Origin of the sequence: Nonomuraea lactucae (genome assembly GCF_003313395.1) — a bacterium.
GTDB classification, from domain to species: Bacteria; Actinomycetota; Actinomycetes; order Streptosporangiales; family Streptosporangiaceae; genus Nonomuraea; species Nonomuraea lactucae.
The window spans coordinates 1-17,873 of sequence record NZ_QNFZ01000083.1; the positions used below are offsets into that span (position 1 = coordinate 1).

Annotated in this window: 20 protein-coding genes, 4 tRNA genes and 1 pseudogene; 15 read left to right on the plus strand and 10 right to left on the minus strand. The window is 71.3% G+C overall.

From position 1 onward, the window contains the following. Nucleotides 1-468: pseudogene (locus tag DQW85_RS06570) on the plus strand (hypothetical protein); the annotation flags it as partial. 153 nt (nt 469-621) lie between these two features. Continuing rightward, nucleotides 622-942 carry a GYD domain-containing protein gene (locus DQW85_RS06575; protein ID WP_113699506.1) on the plus strand — a complete coding sequence of 107 codons (321 nt, stop codon included), beginning with the start codon at nt 622-624 and terminating at the stop codon, nt 940-942. Here DQW85_RS06575 and DQW85_RS06580 read toward each other — a convergent pair. After that, complete coding sequence (locus DQW85_RS06580; protein WP_113699507.1) at nt 939-1,598, minus strand: DUF2238 domain-containing protein; 660 nt, start codon at nt 1,596-1,598, stop codon at nt 939-941. The two genes, DQW85_RS06575 and DQW85_RS06580, sit on opposite strands and share 4 nt — an antisense overlap. Nucleotides 1,599-1,690: 92 nt before the next feature. On the opposite strand from DQW85_RS06580, the gene DQW85_RS06585 reads away from it, so the two are divergent. Together DQW85_RS06585 and DQW85_RS06590 are read left to right on the plus strand one after the other, a co-directional pair. Beyond that, entirely contained in the window at nt 1,691-2,248 is a 558-nt protein-coding gene (locus DQW85_RS06585) for a TetR/AcrR family transcriptional regulator (RefSeq protein WP_113699508.1), read from the plus strand. Nucleotides 2,249-2,324: 76 nt separating this feature from the next. Beyond that, nucleotides 2,325-4,013, plus strand: coding sequence for an alpha/beta fold hydrolase (locus tag DQW85_RS06590; protein WP_113699509.1), 1,689 nt, complete (start codon nt 2,325-2,327; stop codon nt 4,011-4,013). Between the two features lie 31 nt (nt 4,014-4,044). Here DQW85_RS06590 and DQW85_RS06595 read toward each other — a convergent pair whose 3' ends face one another. Beyond that, entirely contained in the window at nt 4,045-4,710 is a 666-nt protein-coding gene (locus tag DQW85_RS06595) for a TetR/AcrR family transcriptional regulator (RefSeq protein WP_113699510.1), read from the minus strand. Between the two features lie 93 nt (nt 4,711-4,803). Between DQW85_RS06595 and DQW85_RS06600 the strand changes: the two genes are divergently transcribed. The 6 genes from DQW85_RS06600 to DQW85_RS06620 all read left to right on the plus strand — a co-directional run bounded on the left by DQW85_RS06600 (nt 4,804) and on the right by DQW85_RS06620 (nt 8,696). After that, nucleotides 4,804-5,778 (plus strand): NAD(P)-dependent alcohol dehydrogenase, encoded by a 975-nt coding sequence (locus DQW85_RS06600; RefSeq protein WP_113699511.1) that lies wholly within the window; start codon nt 4,804-4,806, stop codon nt 5,776-5,778. 176 nt (nt 5,779-5,954) lie between these two features. Further along, a complete protein-coding gene (locus DQW85_RS06605; RefSeq protein ID WP_275888177.1) occupies nt 5,955-6,440 on the plus strand; it encodes a DUF998 domain-containing protein in 486 nt (161 codons plus the stop codon). After that, a complete protein-coding gene (locus tag DQW85_RS47570; protein WP_275888178.1) occupies nt 6,367-6,618 on the plus strand; it encodes a DUF998 domain-containing protein in 252 nt (83 codons plus the stop codon). The genes DQW85_RS06605 and DQW85_RS47570 overlap by 74 nt, the downstream gene beginning before the upstream one ends. A gap of 51 nt (nt 6,619-6,669) precedes the next feature. Beyond that, nucleotides 6,670-7,116, plus strand: coding sequence for a YciI family protein (locus DQW85_RS06610; RefSeq protein WP_205314938.1), 447 nt, complete (start codon nt 6,670-6,672; stop codon nt 7,114-7,116). Further along, a complete protein-coding gene (locus tag DQW85_RS45725; protein WP_205314939.1) occupies nt 7,113-7,589 on the plus strand; it encodes an RNA polymerase sigma factor in 477 nt (158 codons plus the stop codon). Before DQW85_RS06610 ends, DQW85_RS45725 begins: the two co-directional genes overlap by 4 nt. 273 nt (nt 7,590-7,862) lie before the next feature. Next, nucleotides 7,863-8,696, plus strand: a complete 834-nt coding sequence (locus DQW85_RS06620) for a polysaccharide lyase family 7 protein (RefSeq protein ID WP_205314940.1) — start codon at nt 7,863-7,865, stop codon at nt 8,694-8,696. 90 nt (nt 8,697-8,786) lie between these two features. Here the strand turns inward: DQW85_RS06620 and DQW85_RS06625 are convergent. Then, nucleotides 8,787-8,861: transfer RNA gene (locus DQW85_RS06625), tRNA-Val, on the minus strand. A 431-nt stretch (nt 8,862-9,292) separates the two neighbouring features. On the opposite strand from DQW85_RS06625, the gene DQW85_RS06630 reads away from it, so the two are divergent. Next, complete coding sequence (locus DQW85_RS06630) at nt 9,293-9,709, plus strand: SsgA family sporulation/cell division regulator (RefSeq protein WP_020547189.1); 417 nt, start codon at nt 9,293-9,295, stop codon at nt 9,707-9,709. Nucleotides 9,710-9,728: 19 nt separating this feature from the next. Here the strand turns inward: DQW85_RS06630 and DQW85_RS06635 are convergent, their stop codons facing one another. Continuing rightward, nucleotides 9,729-10,337: a DUF305 domain-containing protein gene (locus tag DQW85_RS06635; RefSeq protein WP_113699512.1), complete on the minus strand. Its 609-nt coding sequence runs from the start codon at nt 10,335-10,337 to the stop codon at nt 9,729-9,731. An 80-nt stretch (nt 10,338-10,417) separates the two neighbouring features. On the opposite strand from DQW85_RS06635, the gene DQW85_RS06640 reads away from it, so the two are divergent. After that, nucleotides 10,418-11,797 (plus strand): LVIVD repeat-containing protein, encoded by a 1,380-nt coding sequence (locus DQW85_RS06640; protein ID WP_240196972.1) that lies wholly within the window; start codon nt 10,418-10,420, stop codon nt 11,795-11,797. Nucleotides 11,798-11,889: 92 nt separating this feature from the next. Here DQW85_RS06640 and DQW85_RS06645 read toward each other — a convergent pair whose 3' ends face one another. The 4 genes from DQW85_RS06645 to DQW85_RS06660 form a co-directional block, all read right to left on the minus strand. After that, nucleotides 11,890-12,720, minus strand: coding sequence for an aminotransferase class IV (locus DQW85_RS06645; protein WP_205314941.1), 831 nt, complete (start codon nt 12,718-12,720; stop codon nt 11,890-11,892). After that, nucleotides 12,717-13,730 (minus strand): chorismate-binding protein, encoded by a 1,014-nt coding sequence (locus tag DQW85_RS06650; RefSeq protein ID WP_113699514.1) that lies wholly within the window; start codon nt 13,728-13,730, stop codon nt 12,717-12,719. The genes DQW85_RS06645 and DQW85_RS06650 overlap by 4 nt, the downstream gene beginning before the upstream one ends. A gap of 110 nt (nt 13,731-13,840) precedes the next feature. After that, on the minus strand, nt 13,841-15,391 hold the full coding sequence (gene hutH, locus DQW85_RS06655; protein WP_113699515.1) for a histidine ammonia-lyase: 1,551 nt from the start codon (nt 15,389-15,391) through the stop codon (nt 13,841-13,843). A gap of 16 nt (nt 15,392-15,407) precedes the next feature. Beyond that, nucleotides 15,408-16,121: an ArsR/SmtB family transcription factor gene (locus DQW85_RS06660; RefSeq protein ID WP_113699516.1), complete on the minus strand. Its 714-nt coding sequence runs from the start codon at nt 16,119-16,121 to the stop codon at nt 15,408-15,410. A 132-nt stretch (nt 16,122-16,253) separates the two neighbouring features. Here DQW85_RS06660 and DQW85_RS06665 point away from each other — a divergent pair. The 3 genes from DQW85_RS06665 (at nt 16,254) to DQW85_RS06675 (ending at nt 16,492) form a co-directional block, all read left to right on the plus strand. Further along, nucleotides 16,254-16,325, plus strand: a tRNA-Gly gene (locus tag DQW85_RS06665). A gap of 15 nt (nt 16,326-16,340) precedes the next feature. Further along, nucleotides 16,341-16,411: transfer RNA gene (locus DQW85_RS06670), tRNA-Cys, on the plus strand. A 6-nt stretch (nt 16,412-16,417) separates the two neighbouring features. Further along, nucleotides 16,418-16,492: transfer RNA gene (locus DQW85_RS06675), tRNA-Val, on the plus strand. Nucleotides 16,493-16,544: 52 nt separating this feature from the next. On the opposite strand, the gene DQW85_RS06680 is transcribed toward DQW85_RS06675, so the two are convergent. Together DQW85_RS06680 and DQW85_RS06685 are read right to left on the minus strand one after the other, a co-directional pair. Beyond that, nucleotides 16,545-17,438: a hypothetical protein gene (locus DQW85_RS06680; protein WP_113699517.1), complete on the minus strand. Its 894-nt coding sequence runs from the start codon at nt 17,436-17,438 to the stop codon at nt 16,545-16,547. A gap of 7 nt (nt 17,439-17,445) precedes the next feature. After that, a partial coding sequence (locus tag DQW85_RS06685; protein WP_162794790.1) for a hypothetical protein occupies nt 17,446-17,873 on the minus strand: 428 nt, incomplete at its 5' end.

Genomic DNA, 17,873 nt, shown 5'->3' on the forward strand with positions numbered 1-17,873 from the left:
CGCCCGCCTCGCGGCGCCGTGCCGCCGGCCGCGCCCGGCGTGATCGTCCCGGACGCGCCCGTCTCGCTCGCCGGGAGCGGGGCCACGCGCCTGCGCGAGATCGCCCGTGACGGCTTCCTGCTGCTTGCGGCCGGCGACCCGTGCGGCGACGCTCACCGGGACGCTCACCGGGACGCTCACCGGGACGCTCACGGGGACGCTTTCCGGAGCACTCACGGGGACGCTTCCGCGGACGCCTTCCTGCGCGCAGCTCGCCTGGCCACGCGGGCGCCGGTCCGCCTGCTCCGCCTCGGCGACATCGACCACACCGGCGCGCTCTCGAAGGCCCTCGCGGCCCGGCCGGGCGAGCTGTGGATCGTCCGGCCGGACGCGCACGTCGCGGCGGTGCTGCCCCGCCCCTCGCCCGCCACCGTCGCGGCGGCGCTCCGCAGATCCCTCGGCCCGGATCGGTTCGGCCCGGATCGGTGAGGTCGCCCGGTCGCGGGACGGCGCGATCGACGAGAACCTGTGCGGCTCCAGGTGGAAACCAGTCCACCAGGTGGGCTTACCGTCGACCGAACCTGAGCACTTCGTCCACGTGGCCGGTCCCGCCGGGACGGTGATAAAGGAAGGGGTTCGACGATGCCCAAGTACCTCATACAGGCCAGCTACACCGTGGACGGCATCAAAGGTGTGCTCCGAGATGGCGGCACCGGACGCCGCCAGGCGGTGGACCGCCTGATTGAGAGCGTCGGCGGCCGGGTGGAGCAGTTCTACTTCGCGTTCGGCGAGAACGACGTCTACGTCCTCGTCGATGTGCCGAGCAACGTCGCCTCGGCGGCCGTGGGCCTCACGGTGTCGGCGGCGGGCGGAGCGCGGACGAAGACGGTCGTCCTCCTGACTCCGGAGGAGATCGACGAGGCCGTCGGGCAGCAGCCGGAGTATCGGGCTCCTGGCACCTAGCCGACCGGCTCCAGGCGTTCAGCGCTCGCGCGGGGCCCGCGCAGACGCGCGAGCTGCCGGTCGTGCAGGCGGCTGAGAAGCAGCAGTGAGGTGACCGCGCCGATGAGGGCGCAGGCCATGTCCCACTGCGTGTCCCACTGGTCGCCCTGGACGGCGAGGAAGTCGTCGGCGGCTGCCCCGGCCGCCAGCGCCGCCCACCACTCCAGCATCTCGAAGAAGGCGCTGAAGGACAGGCAGACGCTGACCGTCAACGGGGCCAGCCAGGCGCTGCCCCGCAACGGAGAGGTCCGTACGAGCAGCTCACGGACCAGGATCGCGGGCACGAACCCCTGCATCAGGTGGCCGATGCGGTCGTAGGGGTTGCGCGACAGCTCCAACGCGTCCTGCAGCCAGTGCCCGGCCGGGACCCGCGCGTAGGTGTAGTACCCTCCGACGATCAGCACCAGCGCGTGCGCGGCGAGCAGGCAGCACAGCAGCGAGGTGAGCGGGAAACGCCGCCAGAGCAGCACCAGCAAGGGCAGCCCGCCGATCACCCAGAAGGTCTCCAGGAGCCAGGTGAACCGGTCATAGGGCCGCACCGCCGAGACCGCGAGGGCGACGAGCACCGAGGCCGCCAGCACGAGGGGCAGCCGGCGGAAGGAGGATCCAGAGGTCATGGGAGGAGCTTGGGGCATGGCGGGCCCACCGGTCCAGAAGGTCGCCCCATCGACGCCTTGCAGGAATATGCAGATCGGTCTATTTTGAGCGCATGGGACAGAAGGGCGCCGAGACGCGGGACCGGCTGCTGGACGCGACGCAGGAGCTGGTCGAGACCGGGGGCTACGCCGCCGCCGGGCTCAATCAGGTGATCGCCGCCAGTGGGGCGCCGCGCGGCTCGCTCTACTTCCACTTCCCCGAGGGCAAGGACCAGTTGGTCGGCGAGTCCGTACGGCGGGCCGGCCGGACGATCGGCGCCGCCCTCGAGGATCTGGCCGGCTCCAGCCCGTCCGTGGCCGAGTTCGTCGAGGGAGCGCTGCGGTTCCTGGGCGACCGGCTGGAGGAGTCGGGCTGGCGCAAGGGGTGTCCGGTGGCCACTGTGGCGCTCGACATGGCATCCACCAGCGATCCGCTGCAGGAGGCCTGCTCGCGGGTCTACACCTCCTGGGAGTCGGCCCTGCGCGCGCGGCTGGACGGCCACCCGGACGCCGACGACCTCTCGGTCACCATCCTCGCTCTCATCGAAGGGGCGCTCCTGCTGGCCAGGACGCACCGCAGCAGGGAGCCACTGAGCCGAGTCTCCCGCCAGATCACCGCCCTCGTTCGCTGACCCCGGCCCACCGCACAGGTGGGCCCTTTTCGGGCCAAGGAATATGTAGACCGATCTATTTTCTCAGGAGGGTCCTATGGACGCGCTCGTCTTCGGCGCCACCGGTTTCATCGGCCGTCACCTTGTCGCCGAACTGCTCGGCCGCGGACAGCGAGTGGCGGCGGCCGTACGGAACGACACCCTCACCCCCTGGCTGACCTCCCAAGGCGTGGACACCGGCGACCTGACCATCGTCACGGCCGACATCACCCGACCGCTCGACGGCCTGCCGGAGGCGCGCGACGTCTACAACGCCGCCGCGCGTTTCGCGTTCGGCCTCGACGCGCGGGAAGCCAGGGCGACCAACGTGACCGGGGCGCTCAACGCGCTGGACTGGGCGGCCACGCTGCCCGGGCTGCGCAGGTTCGTGCACATCAGCGGGTACCGGGTGAGCGCTGACGACGCTCGCGCCGACCACGCCGGGCTGGGAGCGTACGAGGCGTCGAAGTTCGAGGCGGACCTCGCCGTGCGGGCCCGAGCCGGCGAACTGGAGATCCCGCTGACGATCGCCAACCCCAGCACCGTGATCGGCCCGGGTCAGTACATCGGCCTGGCCGCCCTGGTCAAGGACCTGTGGAACGGCGGACTCCCCGCGATCCCCGGCGGGCGTGACGTCTTCCTGCCGATCGTCACGATCGACTACTTCGCGCGCTTCCTGGCGGAGATCCCCGCATCGCCCGCGGGTGAGCACTACTGGGTGCTCGACGACACCACCCCCCTCCTGCCGGAGCTGATCGGCATGATCGCCGGCCACACCGGCGTGCGGGCGCCTCGCCGCACCATCCCCGCGGGCCTGCTGCGGCGCCTGCCACGCAAGATCACCGGCGCTGACCCCGAGACGCTGTCGTTCCTGTCCGCCGACCGCTACCCCACGGCCTCCGCCCGCGCCCTCGCGGCGAGCACCGGCTTGGAGATGCCTCCGGCCGCCGACGCCCTGCGCGCCTGGGCCGACGGCCTGGTGGCCACTCGCTTCGGCGCCGCGTCACCCTGGCTGAGCCCGTACGGCTACCGCGGCGTGGCGGGCAGCCGTACCTGGGTGATCGGAGAACCGCACCGTCCCGCCCACGTCCTGCTTCACGGGCTGCCGATGAACGCCGACCTCTGGGCGCCGCTCACCGCCCACCTCGACGGCCCCGTCCTGGCCCCCGACCTGCCCGGCCTGGGACGCTCGGCCCCCACCGCCCAGCCGGTGGACGCCTGGCTGGCCGATCTGCTGCACCCGGTGCGGACCCGCCCCGCGCTGGTCGCGCACTCCCTGGCCTGCGCACCCGCGCTCCGCTTCGCCGTCGAGCATCCCGACCGCGTCAGCAAGCTCGTCCTCATCTCTCCCACGTTCCTGCAGGACCCCCGCCCCCGCCTGACCCGCTCGCGTCTGGCCCGCTCGCGTCTGGCCGTGCCGTGGCTGCGCCACATGTCCGCCGCGCACCTGGCCCGGGCGCTGGGCCTCCCGGAGGGACCGGAAGTGGCGAGCGCCGCGGCGGACCTGCGCCGTCCCGGGGTGGCTCGCCGAGTGATCACGGCTCTGCGCACGGATTTCGCGGGCCGCGAGCAGTCGCGGGGGCTGCTGGACCGGGTACGCGTCCCCGTCGAGATCATCGCGGGCTCGGCCGACCCGCCGGCCGTGGACGTCGCCCACCCGGTGCACGAGATCGACGGCGCCGGGCACTACCCGCAGCTCACCCACCCGGCCCAGGTCGCCCGCCGTCTCAGGGCGGTCAGCCGCTGATCTCGGCCGGGATGACCAGGGATGACGGCTCTCACGAGGCGCCGCGTATGCGCTCGATGCCGTCGAGGATCAGTTCGAGCCCGAACCCGAACTCGTCCCCTTCCCCGGGCTGCTCGATGTGGTGGCGGACGTGCGCGGCCAGGTCCGGATACTCCCCGACCGGGAACGAGCGCAGGAACCGCTCACTCGCCTCCTCCATCTCCTCGGGCGCGAGGGGGAAGCCCAGGGCCTGGAGCGCGTGCCCGGCGATGTGGTTCTCGATCGTGTGGAAGGCGCGATCGAGCAGGCCGGGCGAGAGGCCCGCCTCCCGCAGGTGGCGCAGCGCGGTGTCCACGTAGCGCATCCGCGCCGGTCCCGGGTTGAGCCGCGAGGCCCACATCGCGGCCGCCCACGGGTGGCGCATCAGTACGGCGTGCGCCGAGATCGCCCGCCGCCGCGCGCGGTGCCGCCAGTCCGGGCCGCCCTCGGGCAGCTCGATCTCGTCGGTGACACGGTCGAGCATGCCGTCCAGCAGGTCGTCCTTGTTGCTGACGTGGTTGTACAGCGACATGGCCTCCACGCCGAGCATGCTCGCGAGCCGGCGCATCGTCAGCGCGTCGATGCCGTCGGCGTCCGCCAGGGCGATCCCGGCGTCGAGCACCCGATCGCGGTTCAGCGTGGCGCGGGGCCGAGTCCGCCTGCCGCTCGCCTCTGGCACGGGTCGCCGCCCCTCTCCCGTCTTGACGTATGACGGAACGACAGCATACTTACAACGTAAGTACTTACAGCGTAAGTTTGGAACGGAGCGACCATGAAGGCGATCGTTCAGCGCCGCTACGGCAAGCCGGGCGAAGTGCTGGAGTTCCGCGACGTCGACCGCCCGGAGCCCGTCGGCGACGAGGTGCTCCTGCGCGTCCACGCGTCGTCGGTCAATCCGGCGGACTGGTTCACACTCGTCGGTCGTCCGTACGTGTTACGGCCCGTGTACGGCCTGACCCGGCCGAAGCATGAGATCCCGGGCATGGACGTGGCGGGGACCGTCGAGGCGGTCGGCCCCGGGGTCACCCGCTTCAGCCTCGGCGACGAGGTGTACGGCGAGCTGCGAGGCGGCGCCTACGCCGAGTACGCCGTGGCCGCTGAAGGCACCCTGGCGCGCAAGCCGGCCAACCTCGGCTTCGCGGAGGCGGCGGCCGTCCCGCTCGCGGGGATCACGGCGCTCCAGGGCATCCGCGACGCCGGCGGCGTCCAGGCCGGCCACCGCGTGCTGGTCAACGGCGCGTCCGGCGGCGTCGGCACGTTCGCAGTGCAGGTCGCCAGGTCGCTCGGCGCGCACGTGACCGGCGTGTGCAGCACCCGCAATCTCGACTTGGTGCGCTCGATCGGCGCGGACGGGGTCATCGACTACACCCGCGAGGACTTCACCCGGGGCGAGCGCCGCTACGACGTCATCTTCGACCTCGCCGGCAGCCACGCCCCGGCCGCCCACAGGCGTGTGCTGTGCTCCGACGGCGTCTACGTCGCCTCCACGGGCCGGCCGGGGGGCAGTGTCCTCGGGCCGATGCCCTACATCCTCCGGGTCGTGCTGTCGTCCCTGCGCGGCGGCCCGAGGATGAAGGTGTTCGCGGCGAAGTCGAACGCGGACGACCTGGGAGCGCTGACGCAGTTGATCGAGGACGGTGCCGTGAGGCCCGTCATCCATCGCACCTATGCCCTTTCGGAGACCGCCGCCGCGCTCGCCCACCAGGGCGAGGGGCACGCGCAGGGCAAGTCGGTCGTGACCATGTGATCCACGCGAGTCGCCAGCCAGGAGCGCCGCCGGGCACACGGGCTCGCCCTGAGAGGGTTAACTCCGACGAATCCTGGAAAAAATCTGCGGCGCATGTCGAAACCGCCTCGCCTCGTTCGCAGCGTATCCAGAGGGCCGGATGAGCCGGCCCCGCCGATGCGAGGTTGATGATGACGATGACCCGGCAGCTCGCCCACTCCCCCGCCCGCCCGGTCTCCGTCCAGCGCCTGCTGCTCGGCTGCGGCGTCGTGGCCGGTCCGGTATACGTGACCGTCGCCCTGGCCCAGGCGCTCACCAGGGCGGGCTTCGACCTGGCCCGCCACCCCTGGAGCTTCCTGGCCAACGGCGACCTCGGCTGGATCCAGACCGCGAACTTCGTCCTCACCGCCCTGGCCACCATCGCCGCTGCCGCCGGCCTGCGCCGCGGCCTGGCGCCCGGACGCGGGGCCCTCTGGGCGCCGATCCTGATCGGCGCGTTCGGCACCAGCATGACCGGTGCTGCCCTCTTCCCCGCCGATCCCGCGATGGGCTTCCCCGCCGGAACCCCCGAGGGGCCCGGGCACCGTGACCCTGTCAGGGACCCTGCACATGGCCGTCGGCGGCGTCGGATTCCTGTGCATGGTCGCGGCCTGCTACGTCATCGCTTCGCGGTACGCCCGTGAGGGTCGCAGGGGCTGGGCCGCGTACTCCCGCGTCACCGGCACGTTGTTCCTCGGCTCGTTCGCCGTCATCGCCAGCGGCGGCGTCGCCTGGGCCAACCTGGCCTTCGTCGCCGGCGTCGTGGCGATCTGGAGCTGGCTGTCGCTACTGTCGCTGAACCTGTCCCGCCGCACCGCCTGACCTCACCCTTCCCCACACCGAATCCGCAGACAGACGGAGAGGCGATTCACGATGCGCTATCTGGTCACGCTCAAGGTCGCCGCCCAGCCCGACGAGCCGCCGCCGGCCGACCTCATAGAGGCCATCTTCAGGCTCGGTCAGGAGGCCACCGAGGCCGGGGCCTTGCTCGACAACAGCGGCCTGGCCCCCAGCTCGGAGGGGGTGAGGGTGGAGGTGAGCGGCGGGCGGCTGACCGTCAGCGACGGGCCGTTCGCCGAATCCAGGGAACTGATCAGCTACGCGCTGTACGAGGTCAGGTCCAAGGAGGAGGCCGTCGAATGGACCTCCCGCTTCGTCAGGCTGCACCGTGACCTGTGGCCGGGCTGGGGAAGGCCAGGCGGACGTGCTGCGACTGTTCGGACCCGAGGACTTCGCCCCACCGGCCTGACCCGCCGCTCCACCGGCCGCCGACCGCGCACGCGCGGGCCCGCGGCCGGATGCTGTATCCAGGAGGCATGACGGCAGCCGATCCCCATCGGGCGGTCGAGGCGGTCTGGCGGATCGAATCCGCCCGCGTCATCGCCGCCCTGGCCCGCATGGTCAACGATGTCGCACTGGCTGAAGAGCTGGCCCAGGACGCACTGGTGGCCGCGCTCGAAGAGTGGCCGCGCAAGGGCGTGCCCGACAATCGGATCGCCGCCCTCTACCGGCTGCTGGCCCACCTCACGCCCTCGCCGATCGTCGAGCTGAACCGGGCGGTCGCGGTCGGGATGGCCCACGGCCCCGAACGCGGACTGGAGATCGCCGACGGCCTCCGGAACGAGCGCGCCCTGCGGGACTACGCGCACCTGCCCGCCGTCCGCGGGCACCTGCTGGCCGAGCTCGGCCGGGCCGGGAAGGCGGCCGCCGCGTTCCGGCAGGCGGCCGCGCTGACCAGGAACGAACGCGAGCGCGACCTGTTCCTGAAGCGCGCCACCGAGCTGTCGGCGTGACGCCTCGTAGAGCGCGCGGCCCGCGGGCACATGCCATGCCTTGTGGCCGCGGACGGTCGGAGCTATCATCCCAAAACCTTTAGGAAAGTTTCCTAAATTACTGACCTGGGCGTCTTCCCCAAAGTGGCCGCAGAACCTGGCGGACCCGAGCGGCTGAGGTCGACCCAGACCTACGACACCCCCCAACCTCGAGTCGAACCTCCACCTGGAAGGCCGGCCGGGAACCCCCGATCACCCCCCACTGGAGCGGCGACTTTGAAGGGAAACATCCGCATGGACAGAAGAACCTTCCTCACCACGAGTGGCGCCGCCGGCCTCGGGCTGGCCACCGTCGCCTCGCCTACGGCCGCCCACGCCGGTCCCGTCGGCGGCGACTGGACGGAGGTCAGCCGCGCGTACCGCGTGCACCAGCCCCCGGATCTCACCCGCCACACCGTCGACAGCACCGGGCAGCACCGTTTCTGGCTGTACGACACCGACCCCAGCACCTTCCCGGGCCACGACTCCGGCCCCCGCAGCGAACTGCGTCTCCTCAACGAGTACACCTCGGGTTCCGCCCAGTTCGAGGCGGAGATGAAGATCACGTCGGGCACGCACCGCATGTGCGTCATGCAGGTCTTCGGCGGCGCCACCGCCGCCACCGCGTTCATGACCCTCGCCATGAACAGCAACAGCATCAATTACTACGACAGCGCCACGCAGATCCACTCGCCGGTCTACGACAGATGGATCCGCCTCAACGTCGCGCATGACGCCGACGCCGGAAAGGTCCACGTCTATGTGAACGGCCAGTTCCGCAGAACCTTCAACGACCGCGGCGACAAGACGCACTATTTCAAGTGCGGCCTGTACGGCCGGGCCGGCATGTCGCGCTACTCCGAGGTGTTCATGCGGAACATCCGGCTGTACCGCAAGACCGGCGGCTCCTCGCCGACGCCGTCCCCGACCCCCTCGCCCACGCCGGGCACCACCTGGAAGGCGAACACGTACTACGCGGCAGGGGCCACCGTCGTCCACAACGGGACCAGCTACCGCTGCACGCAGGCCCACACCTCTCAGACCGGCTGGGAACCCCCGAACGCCCTCGCGCTCTGGCAGCGCGTGTAGCGGACCGCAGCAATTCGCCTGATCTTGCTGCCGGTGCCGCTCAGAGATCGAAAGAGGCCGGTTCGGCACTGCGAACCGGCCTCTGACGTGTGGTGGGCGATACTGGGATCGAACCAGTGACCTCTTCGGTGTGAACGAAGCGCTCTCCCGCTGAGCTAATCGCCCGCCCTGCCGCGGCTCCTTGCGGCGCCGACGGGAAAACCATACCGCACTCCGGCGCTCGCTGGCGAAGCGAGCGGGTGACGGCGGAAGGATTCGAGGGAATGGGGAAGGTTGACCGTCGGCGTGGCCGGTCGGTGGCATACCATCGTCGTGTTCCGGAAGGAGCCTATCGTGATCCTTTCTCCAGAAACGTTCATGATGGCTCGCGCCGGGACAGGCTCCGCAACACGCAAAACCCTCGCAAATACGACCCGATTGATCCCCGTTTGACCAGATAGATGCCCGAATGTCCAGCTGTGATGTGTGTTACAGAAGGCCCCGAGGGCGGAATCTTTCCTACAGGTTTCTTCGTTCCGCGTCATAGCTCAGGACGAAGTCCCCAGAGCAGTGAAAGCCCCGAAGAGGGGACCTTCGACGAAAAGGTTTGGCTGACGATGAACAGCACCACCGTCTCCGCCGAGCTTGGCCTTCGGCTTGTGGTCCCCGACCGTACTACCGTCCCCCTCCTCGCCGGACTGAGCTACACGGCCGACGACCCGTACGCCATCCGCATGGCCTTCCACGTGGGGAACGACGAACCGGTCGAGTGGATCTTCGCCCGGGAGCTGCTGACCGTGGGCATCGTGCGCCGGGTCGGCGACGGAGACGTGCAGGTGTGGCCCGCGCGCGCCGACGGCGAGCGCACGCTCCACATCAGCCTGACGTCTCCGTTCGGGCAGGCGCTGTTCGAGGTGCCGCTGGCCCCCCTGACCGAGTTCCTCCACCGGACGTACGAGAAGGTGCCCGCCGGCCGCGAGACCGACTTCATGGACCTCGACGCCGAGCTCACCAACATGCTCTGGCCGTCCTGACCGGCTACCCCGCGGGCGGCTACGCCGGAAGCCCCTCCAGCACCCGGCGCATTCTCGCGATCTCGATGCTCTGCCCCGAGTAGACGTCCCTGGCCATGCGCCGCATCGCCGGGTCACGGCCGGCGGCGAGCTGCTCCTCGGCCATCCGCAGCGCGCCCTGATGGTGCCTGATCATGAGTGTCAGGAACATGCGGTCGAACGGCGTGCCACGGGCGGCGCGCAGCGCGTTCATCTGCTCGGGCGTGGCCATGCCGTAGCCGGCGGGGGCGTGCGCGTGGCCGGCCGGGACCGGGCGGCCGAGGGCCGACAGCCATGAGGACATGAGGTCGATCTCGGGGCGCTGCGCCAGCGCGATCTGCCCGGCGAACCGCGTGACGGCGGGCGTCGTGGTGCGCTCGGCGACCAGGCCGGTCATCTCCAGCGCCTGCCGGTGGTGCGGGATCATGCCCTCGGCGAAGCGGACGTCGGCGGCCTCCGGCCTGGGGGACGGCTGCCCGATGCGCTCGCCGGGCGTCGCGGTGCGCGCTGGACGGCCCGGTCCCTCGGGGACGATCACCGGTGCGTCGCTGCCGATCGCGGACGGCCCGTCAGGCCGCTGCGCGCACGCGGCCAGCACGAAAAACGCCATAACTGTGACAAAGAGCGTGCACGGCCGCGATCGTACTGGCATAGCTTCCATACTGGGCCCACGAGATGAGAGGTGCGCGCGTGATCTCTGCCAAGGTACGGGGGGCGGTGTTGTGCGCGGTCTTCCTGCTGGTGTCCGCGTGCGCCGGCGGGCCCGGGACGGCGACGTCGTCGCCTCCACCCGCCGGGACGCCGCGCGAGACGACGACCACCGGCAGCGGCGCCTCCCCCTCCGGAGGCGCGATGACCAGTGGCAACGTCAAGCTCGTCGCCAACGTCCCGCGCACCGCGCCGCTCGACGGCGAGGCCGACTGGAACACCGACCTGGCGTTCCAGGGGGACTACGCGTTCGTCGGGAACTTCGGCGGGTTCACGATCTTCGACATCAGCGACCCGGCCAAGCCGAAGATCGTCAGCCAGGTCTCCTGCCCCGCGCAGCAGAACGACGTCACCGTCCACGGCGACCTGCTGATCCTGTCGATCGACGAGCCGCGCAGCGGCGAGACGTGCGCCTCGACCGGTGAGCAGCGCCGCTGGGAGGGCCTGCGCATCTTCGACATCAGCGACAAGAAGAGCCCGAAGTACGTCTCGGCGGTGCGGACCGACTGCGGCTCGCACACCCACACCATGGTCCCCAAGGGCGACACGCTGTACGTGTACGTCTCCTCCCCCGGCCCCGAGCCCGAGTCGGAGACGTGCCCGCCGCCGCACCAGGTGATCCAGGTCGTCGAGATCCCCACCAAGAACCCCAAGTCCGCCAAGGTCGTGTCAAAGCCTGACATCTTCCCCAAGCGGCAGGAGTCCATCGGCGGCTGCCACGACGTCACCGCCTACCCGGAGAAGGACCTGGCCGCGGCCGCCTGCTTCGGCGACGGCGTGCTGCTCGACATCTCCGACCCGGTCAAGCCCAAGGTGCTGCAGCAGGTCCGCGACGAGGAGAACTTCCAGATCTGGCACTCGGCGACGTTCAACAACGACGCCACCAAGGTCGTCTTCAGCGACGAGCTGGGCGGCGGCGGCATGGCGACCTGCAACCGCCGGACGCCCGCCACCAAGGGCGCGAACGCCGTCTACGACATCGTGGACGGCAAGCTGCAGCGCCGCGGCTACTTCAAGATCTCCCGCGAGCAGGGGGAGAACGAGAACTGCGTGGCCCACAACGGCTCGCTGCTGCCCGTGCCCGGCAAGGACATCATGGTCCAGGCCTGGTATCAGGGCGGTGTGTCGATCTGGGACTTCACCGACTCGGCCGCCCCCAAGGAGATCGGCTACTTCGAGCGGGGGCCGTTCGAGCGGGACGGCATCGCCGGGTCGTGGTCGGCGTACTACTACAACGGCTACATCTACTCCAGCGACATCCAGATGGGGCTGGACGTCATCGCCATCGACGACCCGCTGACGGATCCCGCCAAGAAGGTCAAGATGGACGACTTCAACGTGCAGACGCAGAAGTCGTACTGATGGTTCAGGACCGATGGTTCAGTACTGATGCTTCAGGGGGCGGTGTCCGGACCTTCACCGGCCAGGACGCCGCCCCGGGCGATGCCGCCTGATCAGGGGTCGAGGTCGGCGGCGGAGCGCTCGGCGAAGACGCGGATGGCCTCGGCCGTGACCGGGCCGGGCGCGGCCGGCAGCTCCGTGTCGTCCACGAGCCTGATCGGCTGGACGTCGCGGGTGGTGGAGGTGAGGAACGCCTCCTCGGCCTCGTACAGCGCCGACAGCGGCACGTCGGCCTCCTCGCCGCCGCACCACTCCAGCACCAGCGCCCGGGTGACGCCCGCCAGGCAGCCCGACGCCAGCGTCGGGGTGATCAGCCTGCCGTCGCGGACGATGAAGACGTTGGAGCCGGTGCCCTCGCAGAGGTCGCCCACCAGATTGCCGAAGAGCGCCTCACCGCCGCCGCGCGCCTTGGCGTGGGCGAGGGCCTTGGCGTTGTCGCCGTACGAGATGCTCTTGACGCCGGCCAGCGCGCCCCGCTCGTTGCGCGGCCAGGGGACGACGGTGACGTTCGCGGCGGCGGGGAACGGCTTCTGCTCGTCGACGATCACCACCGAGGTGGTGCCCTGGTCGCCGCGGTCGGACCCGAGCGGGCCCGGGCCGCTCGTGTAGGTGATGCGGATGCGGCCGAGCGCCCAGTCCGGCGTGGCGGCCAGGCACTTCTCCACACCCTCGGCGATGGCGTCGACGTCGGGCTCGGGCAGGTCCATGCGCTGGGCCGAGAGCCTGAGCCGGTCGAGGTGCCGGGTCAGGGCGAACGACCGGCCGTGCACGATCTTCACGGTCTCGAACACGCCGTCCCCGACCATCAGCCCGTGGTCGAACACCGAGACCGTGGCCCGCTGGGGGTCGATCAACTCCCCGTTGACCCAGACAGGGATGTTCATTCATTGCCTCCTGTGGATGCCAGTGAGATGAGCCTGGACGCCTTCAGCTCGGTCTCGAGCCACTCACGCCGCGGGTCGCTGCCCCACGTGATGCCCGCTCCCGTGCCGAACCGGATCTCGTCAGCGGAGATCCAGAAAGTGCGGATGCCCACGGCCAGCGCCGCCCTGTGACGGTCGGCGTCGACCCAGCCCACAGCTCCACAGTACGGCCCGCGGGGCTCGGGTTCGAGTTCGTTGATGATGCGCAGCGCCGACGACTTGGGGGCGCCGGTGACCGAGCCGGGCGGGAACGTGGCCGCGAACAGGTCAGCCCACCCCGTACCGGGCAGGAGCCTGGCGCGCACGGTGGACACGAGATGGACCAGGCCGGGATGCTCCTCGACGGCGCAGAGAGAGGGGACCTCGACCGAGCCGACGACTGCGACCCTGCCGAGGTCGTTGCGGACCAGGTCGACGATCATGACGTTCTCGGCGTAGTCCTTCTCGAGGAGGTCGGCGGGGGTGACGCCGGTGCCCTTGATGGGCCTGGACTCGATGACGTCGCCGTCGCGCGACAGGTAGAGCTCCGGGGACGCCGACACGACGCTCAGGCCGGGCACCCGGACGACGGCGGAGTAGGGGGCGGGGTTGCCCGTGGCCAGCCGGGCGGCGAGGGCGAGGGGGTCGGCGTCCTCGGGCGCGGGGGCTGACAGCACGCGGCAGAGGTTGGCCTGGTAGACCTCGCCCTGCTCGATGTAGTCGCGGATGGCCTGGACGCCCCGCTCGTAGGCGGGCCGGTCGAGGGAGCTGCGCCACTGGCCGGGACTCGGGCCGTGCCAGGCGCGGCGGGGGCCGGGCAGCGGCGCGCGACGCACGTGGTCGAAGCGGGCACACGTCACCTTGCCCTCGAAGTCGACCACCACCGCCCACCAGCCCTCGCCGTCGAGGGCCGCGAGGTCGGTGGTGATGTCACGCAGGCCGGTCGCGAGGAGCCGGCCCACGTGGGCGAAGCCGTCGTGCACGTGTCTCATTCTCCCAGCAGCTTCTCCAGGCAGCTTCTCCAGGCAGCTTCTCTCGGCAGCCGTACGAGCTTCCGCGTCGCGGGGCGCAGGCCCCTCGGCGGAGCGCGTTCGCCGCCGGGTCAGGCGAGCGGGCCCGTGACCGACTCGACGGCGGCGACCACGGAGCCGTCCGCGACCAGGCGGACGGCCGAGTCGATCTCCGGTGCCAGGAAGCGGTCGGGACCGGGACCCGGGACCGTCTCGCGCAGAGCCTTCACCACGGCCGCCGTGGCGGGGGCCGGGAGCAGCGGCGCGCGCAGGTCGAGCGCGCGGGCGGCGGTGAGCACCTCGACGGCCAGCACGCGGGTGAGCCCGTCGACCGACCTTCGCAACTTGCGCGCGGCCGACCAGCCCATCGAGACGTGGTCCTCCTGCATGGCCGAACTCGGGATCGAGTCGACGCTGGCTGGCACGGCCAGGCGCTTCAGCTCGGAGACGATGGCCGCCTGGGTGTACTGGGCGATCATGTGGCCGGAGTCGACGCCGGGGTCGTCGGCCAGGAACGCGGGCAGCCCGTGGTTGCGGGCCACGTCGAGGAACCGGTCGGTGCGGCGCTCGGACATCGAGGCCAGGTCGGCGGCGACGATCGCCAGGAAGTCCAGCACGTACGCGACGGGTGCGCCGTGGAAGTTGCCGTTCGACTCGACGCGGCCGTCGGCGAGCACGGCCGGGTTGTCGACGGCGCTCGCCAGCTCCCAGGAGGCGACGTTCGAGGCGTGGGCGATCGTGTCGCGCGCCGCTCCCGCCACCTGAGGAGCGCAGCGCAGGGAGTAGGCGTCCTGGACCCGCGTGCAGGCGTTCGGGTCGCGGTGGCTCTCCATGATCTCCGAACCGGCCAGGATCTTCGTCATGTTGGCGGCGGCCAGGGCCTGGCCGGGCTGCGGCCTGAGCGCCTGCAGCTCGGGGGCGAAGACGCGGTCGGTGCCGAGCAGGGCCTCGACGCTCATCGCGGCGCTGACGTCGGCCGTCCTGACGAGCCTGGACAGGTCGTGGATCGCGAGGATCAGCATGCCCAGCATCCCGTCGGTGCCGTTGATCAGCGCGAGGCCCTCCTTGGCGGCCAGCTCGACGGGCTCGATGCCGGCCTGCTTGAGCGCCTCGGCCGCCGAGGTGAGCAGCCCCGACGCGTCGCGGACGACGCCCTCGCCCATGAGGGTGAGCGCGACGTGCGCCAGCGGCGCCAGGTCGCCCGAGCAGCCCAGGCTGCCGTACTCGTGCACGACCGGCGTGATCCCCGAGCCGATGAGCGCGGCCAGCGTCTTGGCGGTGACCGGCCTGATGCCGGTGTGCCCGGTGGCGAGCGTGTGCAGGCGCAGCAGCATGAGCGCGCGCACCACCTCGGTCTCGACCTCGGGGCCGTTGCCGGCCGCGTGCGAGCGGACGAGCGAGCGCTGGAGCTGCGCGCGCAGGGACGGGTCGATGTGCCGCGTGGCGAGCGCGCCGAACCCGGTAGAGACGCCGTAGGCGGGCGTCGGGCTCTCGGCCAGCTCTTCCACCCGCTGCCGCGCGGCCGAGACCGCCGCGATCGCGTCGTCGGTGAGCCGTACGGCGGCGCCATGGCGGGCCACCCGGATGACTTCGTCGAAGGTCAGCGGCTCCGGGCCGACGTTCACGAATCCGCTGTCGCGCATGGTGTTTCTCTCTCGCTCAAGTAACCGGCGTATGCGATGTTAGCTCCTTACCGGAGAACAGCGCTGCCAGCCCTCCCCTTCCCACGTCCGTCAAGGTCACCGCCCTGGGCACCGGCCCCCGGACGTACCAGCCGAGTTCGAGCAGCGCGCCGGTGACGGCCGCGCCGAGCGCCCCGCCGAGGTGGGCCCGGCGTTCGGTCCAGTCGAGGCATTCGGGGGCGAAGCGCCGCCTGGCCGCGCGCGCCGCCGCCACGTCCACGCCGAGGCCCGCCAGCAGCCGCTCCCCCTCCGGCGTCACCTCCTCGCCCGTGAGACATCCGCCCTCGCGGAGCCGGTCCAGCAGCCCCACGCCGGCCCGCCCGGCCAGGTGGTCGTAGCAGGTGCGGGCCTCCTCCAGCATGCGCGCCTGCCGGGACTGGCGCAGGGACCGCACGAGCGGGCGGGCGCTGACCCTGGCCAGCACCTCCAGCACCTCGGCGACCTCGTGTCCGGCCAGCCGGTAGTAGCGGTGGCGGCCCTGCCGTACGACGTCCACGAGCCGCCCGTCGAGCAGGCGGGACAGGTGGGCACTCGCGGTGGCGGCGCCGACCCCGGCCAGCCTGGCCAGCTCACCGGCCGCGAGCGCCCGGCCGCCGAGGAGCGCCGTCAGGATGGCGGCCCTGGTGGGGTCGGCGATGAGCGCCGCCACCGGGGCGATGTCGGCGTCGCGCGCCACGTGCTCCGCTGCCATACCCCGACCCTAACGCGCGGATATTTCGCCTCCCGTCGAACCGTCACCGCGCCGGGGCAGGCCGCGATCCGGTTTGGGGAGTCGGCGAGGATTCGCTAGAGTTCTCTCGTCACCGCGTGACGCGGCGGCTACGCGGAAGTGGCTCAGTGGTAGAGCATCACCTTGCCAAGGTGAGGGTCGCGGGTTCGAATCCCGTCTTCCGCTCGGAGCTTCCGGCTCGGTGGAGTGGCCGAGAGGCGAGGCAGCGGCCTGCAAAGCCGTCTACACGGGTTCAAATCCCGTCTCCACCTCCGCGAGGACGATTAGCTCAGCGGGAGAGCGCTTCCCTGACACGGAAGAGGTCACTGGTTCAATCCCAGTATCGTCCACCACACTTCAGGAGCGATCACCTCGCCCCGCATGGCCCGTTCACTTCAGGAGCGATCACCTCGCCCCGCATGGCCCGTTCCTGCGAACCTCCCGGAACACGGGAGAGAACGTCCGCGACCCGTAGACGGCCTTGAACTTCGGGGCCAGGCCGGTCAGCCTGAACGGCTCGCCTCCCTCGCTCCTGAAGTACGCCCGCTGGACCCTGTCGGCGTCGCCGTGGAGGTAGTCCACCTGGACGTCCCACTCGTACCAGCGATTCCTGGCCACGGCCGACATCTCGACGGTCACCCGCTCCTCGTGCGCGAGATCGACGTTCTTCTTCATGAAGGACGCGCCGGGCCTGCGCTCCCCGTACCCGGGCCGCGGGTTGTCGAGGTCGGCGACGACGGGGAGCACCGGCACCTCGCCCGCGCTGGGCAGCACGAGGCAGGTGCCCGCCGACCGCGTGCCGGTCCTGAGGATGCGGGGCCGCACGTCGAGCACCCGAACCCCCCTGTGACGCAGTCCCTGGATCACGATGGTGACGTTCATCGTGCCCGTCCACGCGCCCTGCCGACTCCGGATGAAGTCGACGAGGGCGCCCCGGGTCGGGTTCCGGGCGAGGAGCAGGCGGTCGGGGCCGCTGAGCACCGCCTGCCTGAACGCGAACGTCTGTCCCGCCTCCATCCTCGAGAACGCCAGGACACGTAACGGCGGCTCGCCGCGCACGTCGCTCCAGGCGTCGAGCAGCCACGGCCACGCGCCCACCACGACGGAGGCGATGACGGTGGCGAGGCCGCCCGCGACCGTGGTCAGCAGCCATTTCCACGAACGCCCCACGGTGGAGCGCAGCGTCCTCGGCTCGGCCTCGTCCGCTGCCTCGTCCGCTGCCTCGTCTGCCGCCTCGTGCGCGGGCGAGGCCGCGGGCGAGGCCGGCTGCCGTGCCGTGTTCGCGCTGTCGGTCGTCATGGGTCTCCTATCCGGCCGATTCCACGAACCGGCGCAGGTCGCGCGCCACCTGCCGCGATGCCCGCGCCGCGAGGGCGGCGTCGCCGAACGCGTCCACGGTCACGACCACCGGCCCGACGCGGATGAGCAGCGCGTCCTTGAAGGTGTCGTCGAAGTGGTACGCCTCGTCCCCCAGGCCCTCCACCGCTCCCTGGAGCTCTCCGCCCACGTACGAGGAGAACAGCTCTCGCGCCCCGTCCGCGGAGCGGAAGACCCAGGCCACCGACACGGAGATCGGCACTCCCCCGGCCCGAACGGGCTCCAGCAGGCAGGACACGGCGCGGGGCAGCGCGAAGTCGGCCGGCGCCATCCGGGGCGAGGCGGTGTAGGGCACGCCGGCGAGCCGGGCCGCCGCCCCGGCGGGGAGCAGGGCGCAGGCGTCGGGCCAGGCCGAGG

What these genes read in the sequence shown, in the direction of transcription:
- DQW85_RS06600 (WP_113699511.1), top strand. Translation starts at nt 4,804, where the DNA reads ATGAAGGCGATCGTTCAGCGCCGCTACGGCAAGCCGGGCGAAGTGCTG.
- DQW85_RS45725 (WP_205314939.1), top strand. Translation starts at nt 7,113, where the DNA reads ATGACGGCAGCCGATCCCCATCGGGCGGTCGAGGCGGTCTGGCGGATC.
- DQW85_RS06645 (WP_205314941.1), bottom strand. Translation starts at nt 12,720, where the DNA reads ATGAACATCCCTGTCTGGGTCAACGGGGAGTTGATCGACCCCCAGCGG.
- DQW85_RS06660 (WP_113699516.1), bottom strand. Translation starts at nt 16,121, where the DNA reads ATGGCAGCGGAGCACGTGGCGCGCGACGCCGACATCGCCCCGGTGGCG.
- DQW85_RS06635 (WP_113699512.1), bottom strand. Translation starts at nt 10,337, where the DNA reads ATGGCGTTTTTCGTGCTGGCCGCGTGCGCGCAGCGGCCTGACGGGCCG.
- DQW85_RS06680 (WP_113699517.1), bottom strand. Translation starts at nt 17,438, where the DNA reads ATGACGACCGACAGCGCGAACACGGCACGGCAGCCGGCCTCGCCCGCG.
- DQW85_RS06620 (WP_205314940.1), top strand. Translation starts at nt 7,863, where the DNA reads ATGGACAGAAGAACCTTCCTCACCACGAGTGGCGCCGCCGGCCTCGGG.
- DQW85_RS06650 (WP_113699514.1), bottom strand. Translation starts at nt 13,730, where the DNA reads ATGAGACACGTGCACGACGGCTTCGCCCACGTGGGCCGGCTCCTCGCG.
- DQW85_RS06610 (WP_205314938.1), top strand. Translation starts at nt 6,670, where the DNA reads ATGCGCTATCTGGTCACGCTCAAGGTCGCCGCCCAGCCCGACGAGCCG.
- DQW85_RS06580 (WP_113699507.1), bottom strand. Translation starts at nt 1,598, where the DNA reads ATGACCTCTGGATCCTCCTTCCGCCGGCTGCCCCTCGTGCTGGCGGCC.
- hutH (WP_113699515.1), bottom strand. Translation starts at nt 15,391, where the DNA reads ATGCGCGACAGCGGATTCGTGAACGTCGGCCCGGAGCCGCTGACCTTC.
- DQW85_RS06590 (WP_113699509.1), top strand. Translation starts at nt 2,325, where the DNA reads ATGGACGCGCTCGTCTTCGGCGCCACCGGTTTCATCGGCCGTCACCTT.
- DQW85_RS47570 (WP_275888178.1), top strand. Translation starts at nt 6,367, where the DNA reads ATGGCCGTCGGCGGCGTCGGATTCCTGTGCATGGTCGCGGCCTGCTAC.
- DQW85_RS06605 (WP_275888177.1), top strand. Translation starts at nt 5,955, where the DNA reads ATGACCCGGCAGCTCGCCCACTCCCCCGCCCGCCCGGTCTCCGTCCAG.
- DQW85_RS06630 (WP_020547189.1), top strand. Translation starts at nt 9,293, where the DNA reads ATGAACAGCACCACCGTCTCCGCCGAGCTTGGCCTTCGGCTTGTGGTC.
- DQW85_RS06585 (WP_113699508.1), top strand. Translation starts at nt 1,691, where the DNA reads ATGGGACAGAAGGGCGCCGAGACGCGGGACCGGCTGCTGGACGCGACG.
- DQW85_RS06575 (WP_113699506.1), top strand. Translation starts at nt 622, where the DNA reads ATGCCCAAGTACCTCATACAGGCCAGCTACACCGTGGACGGCATCAAA.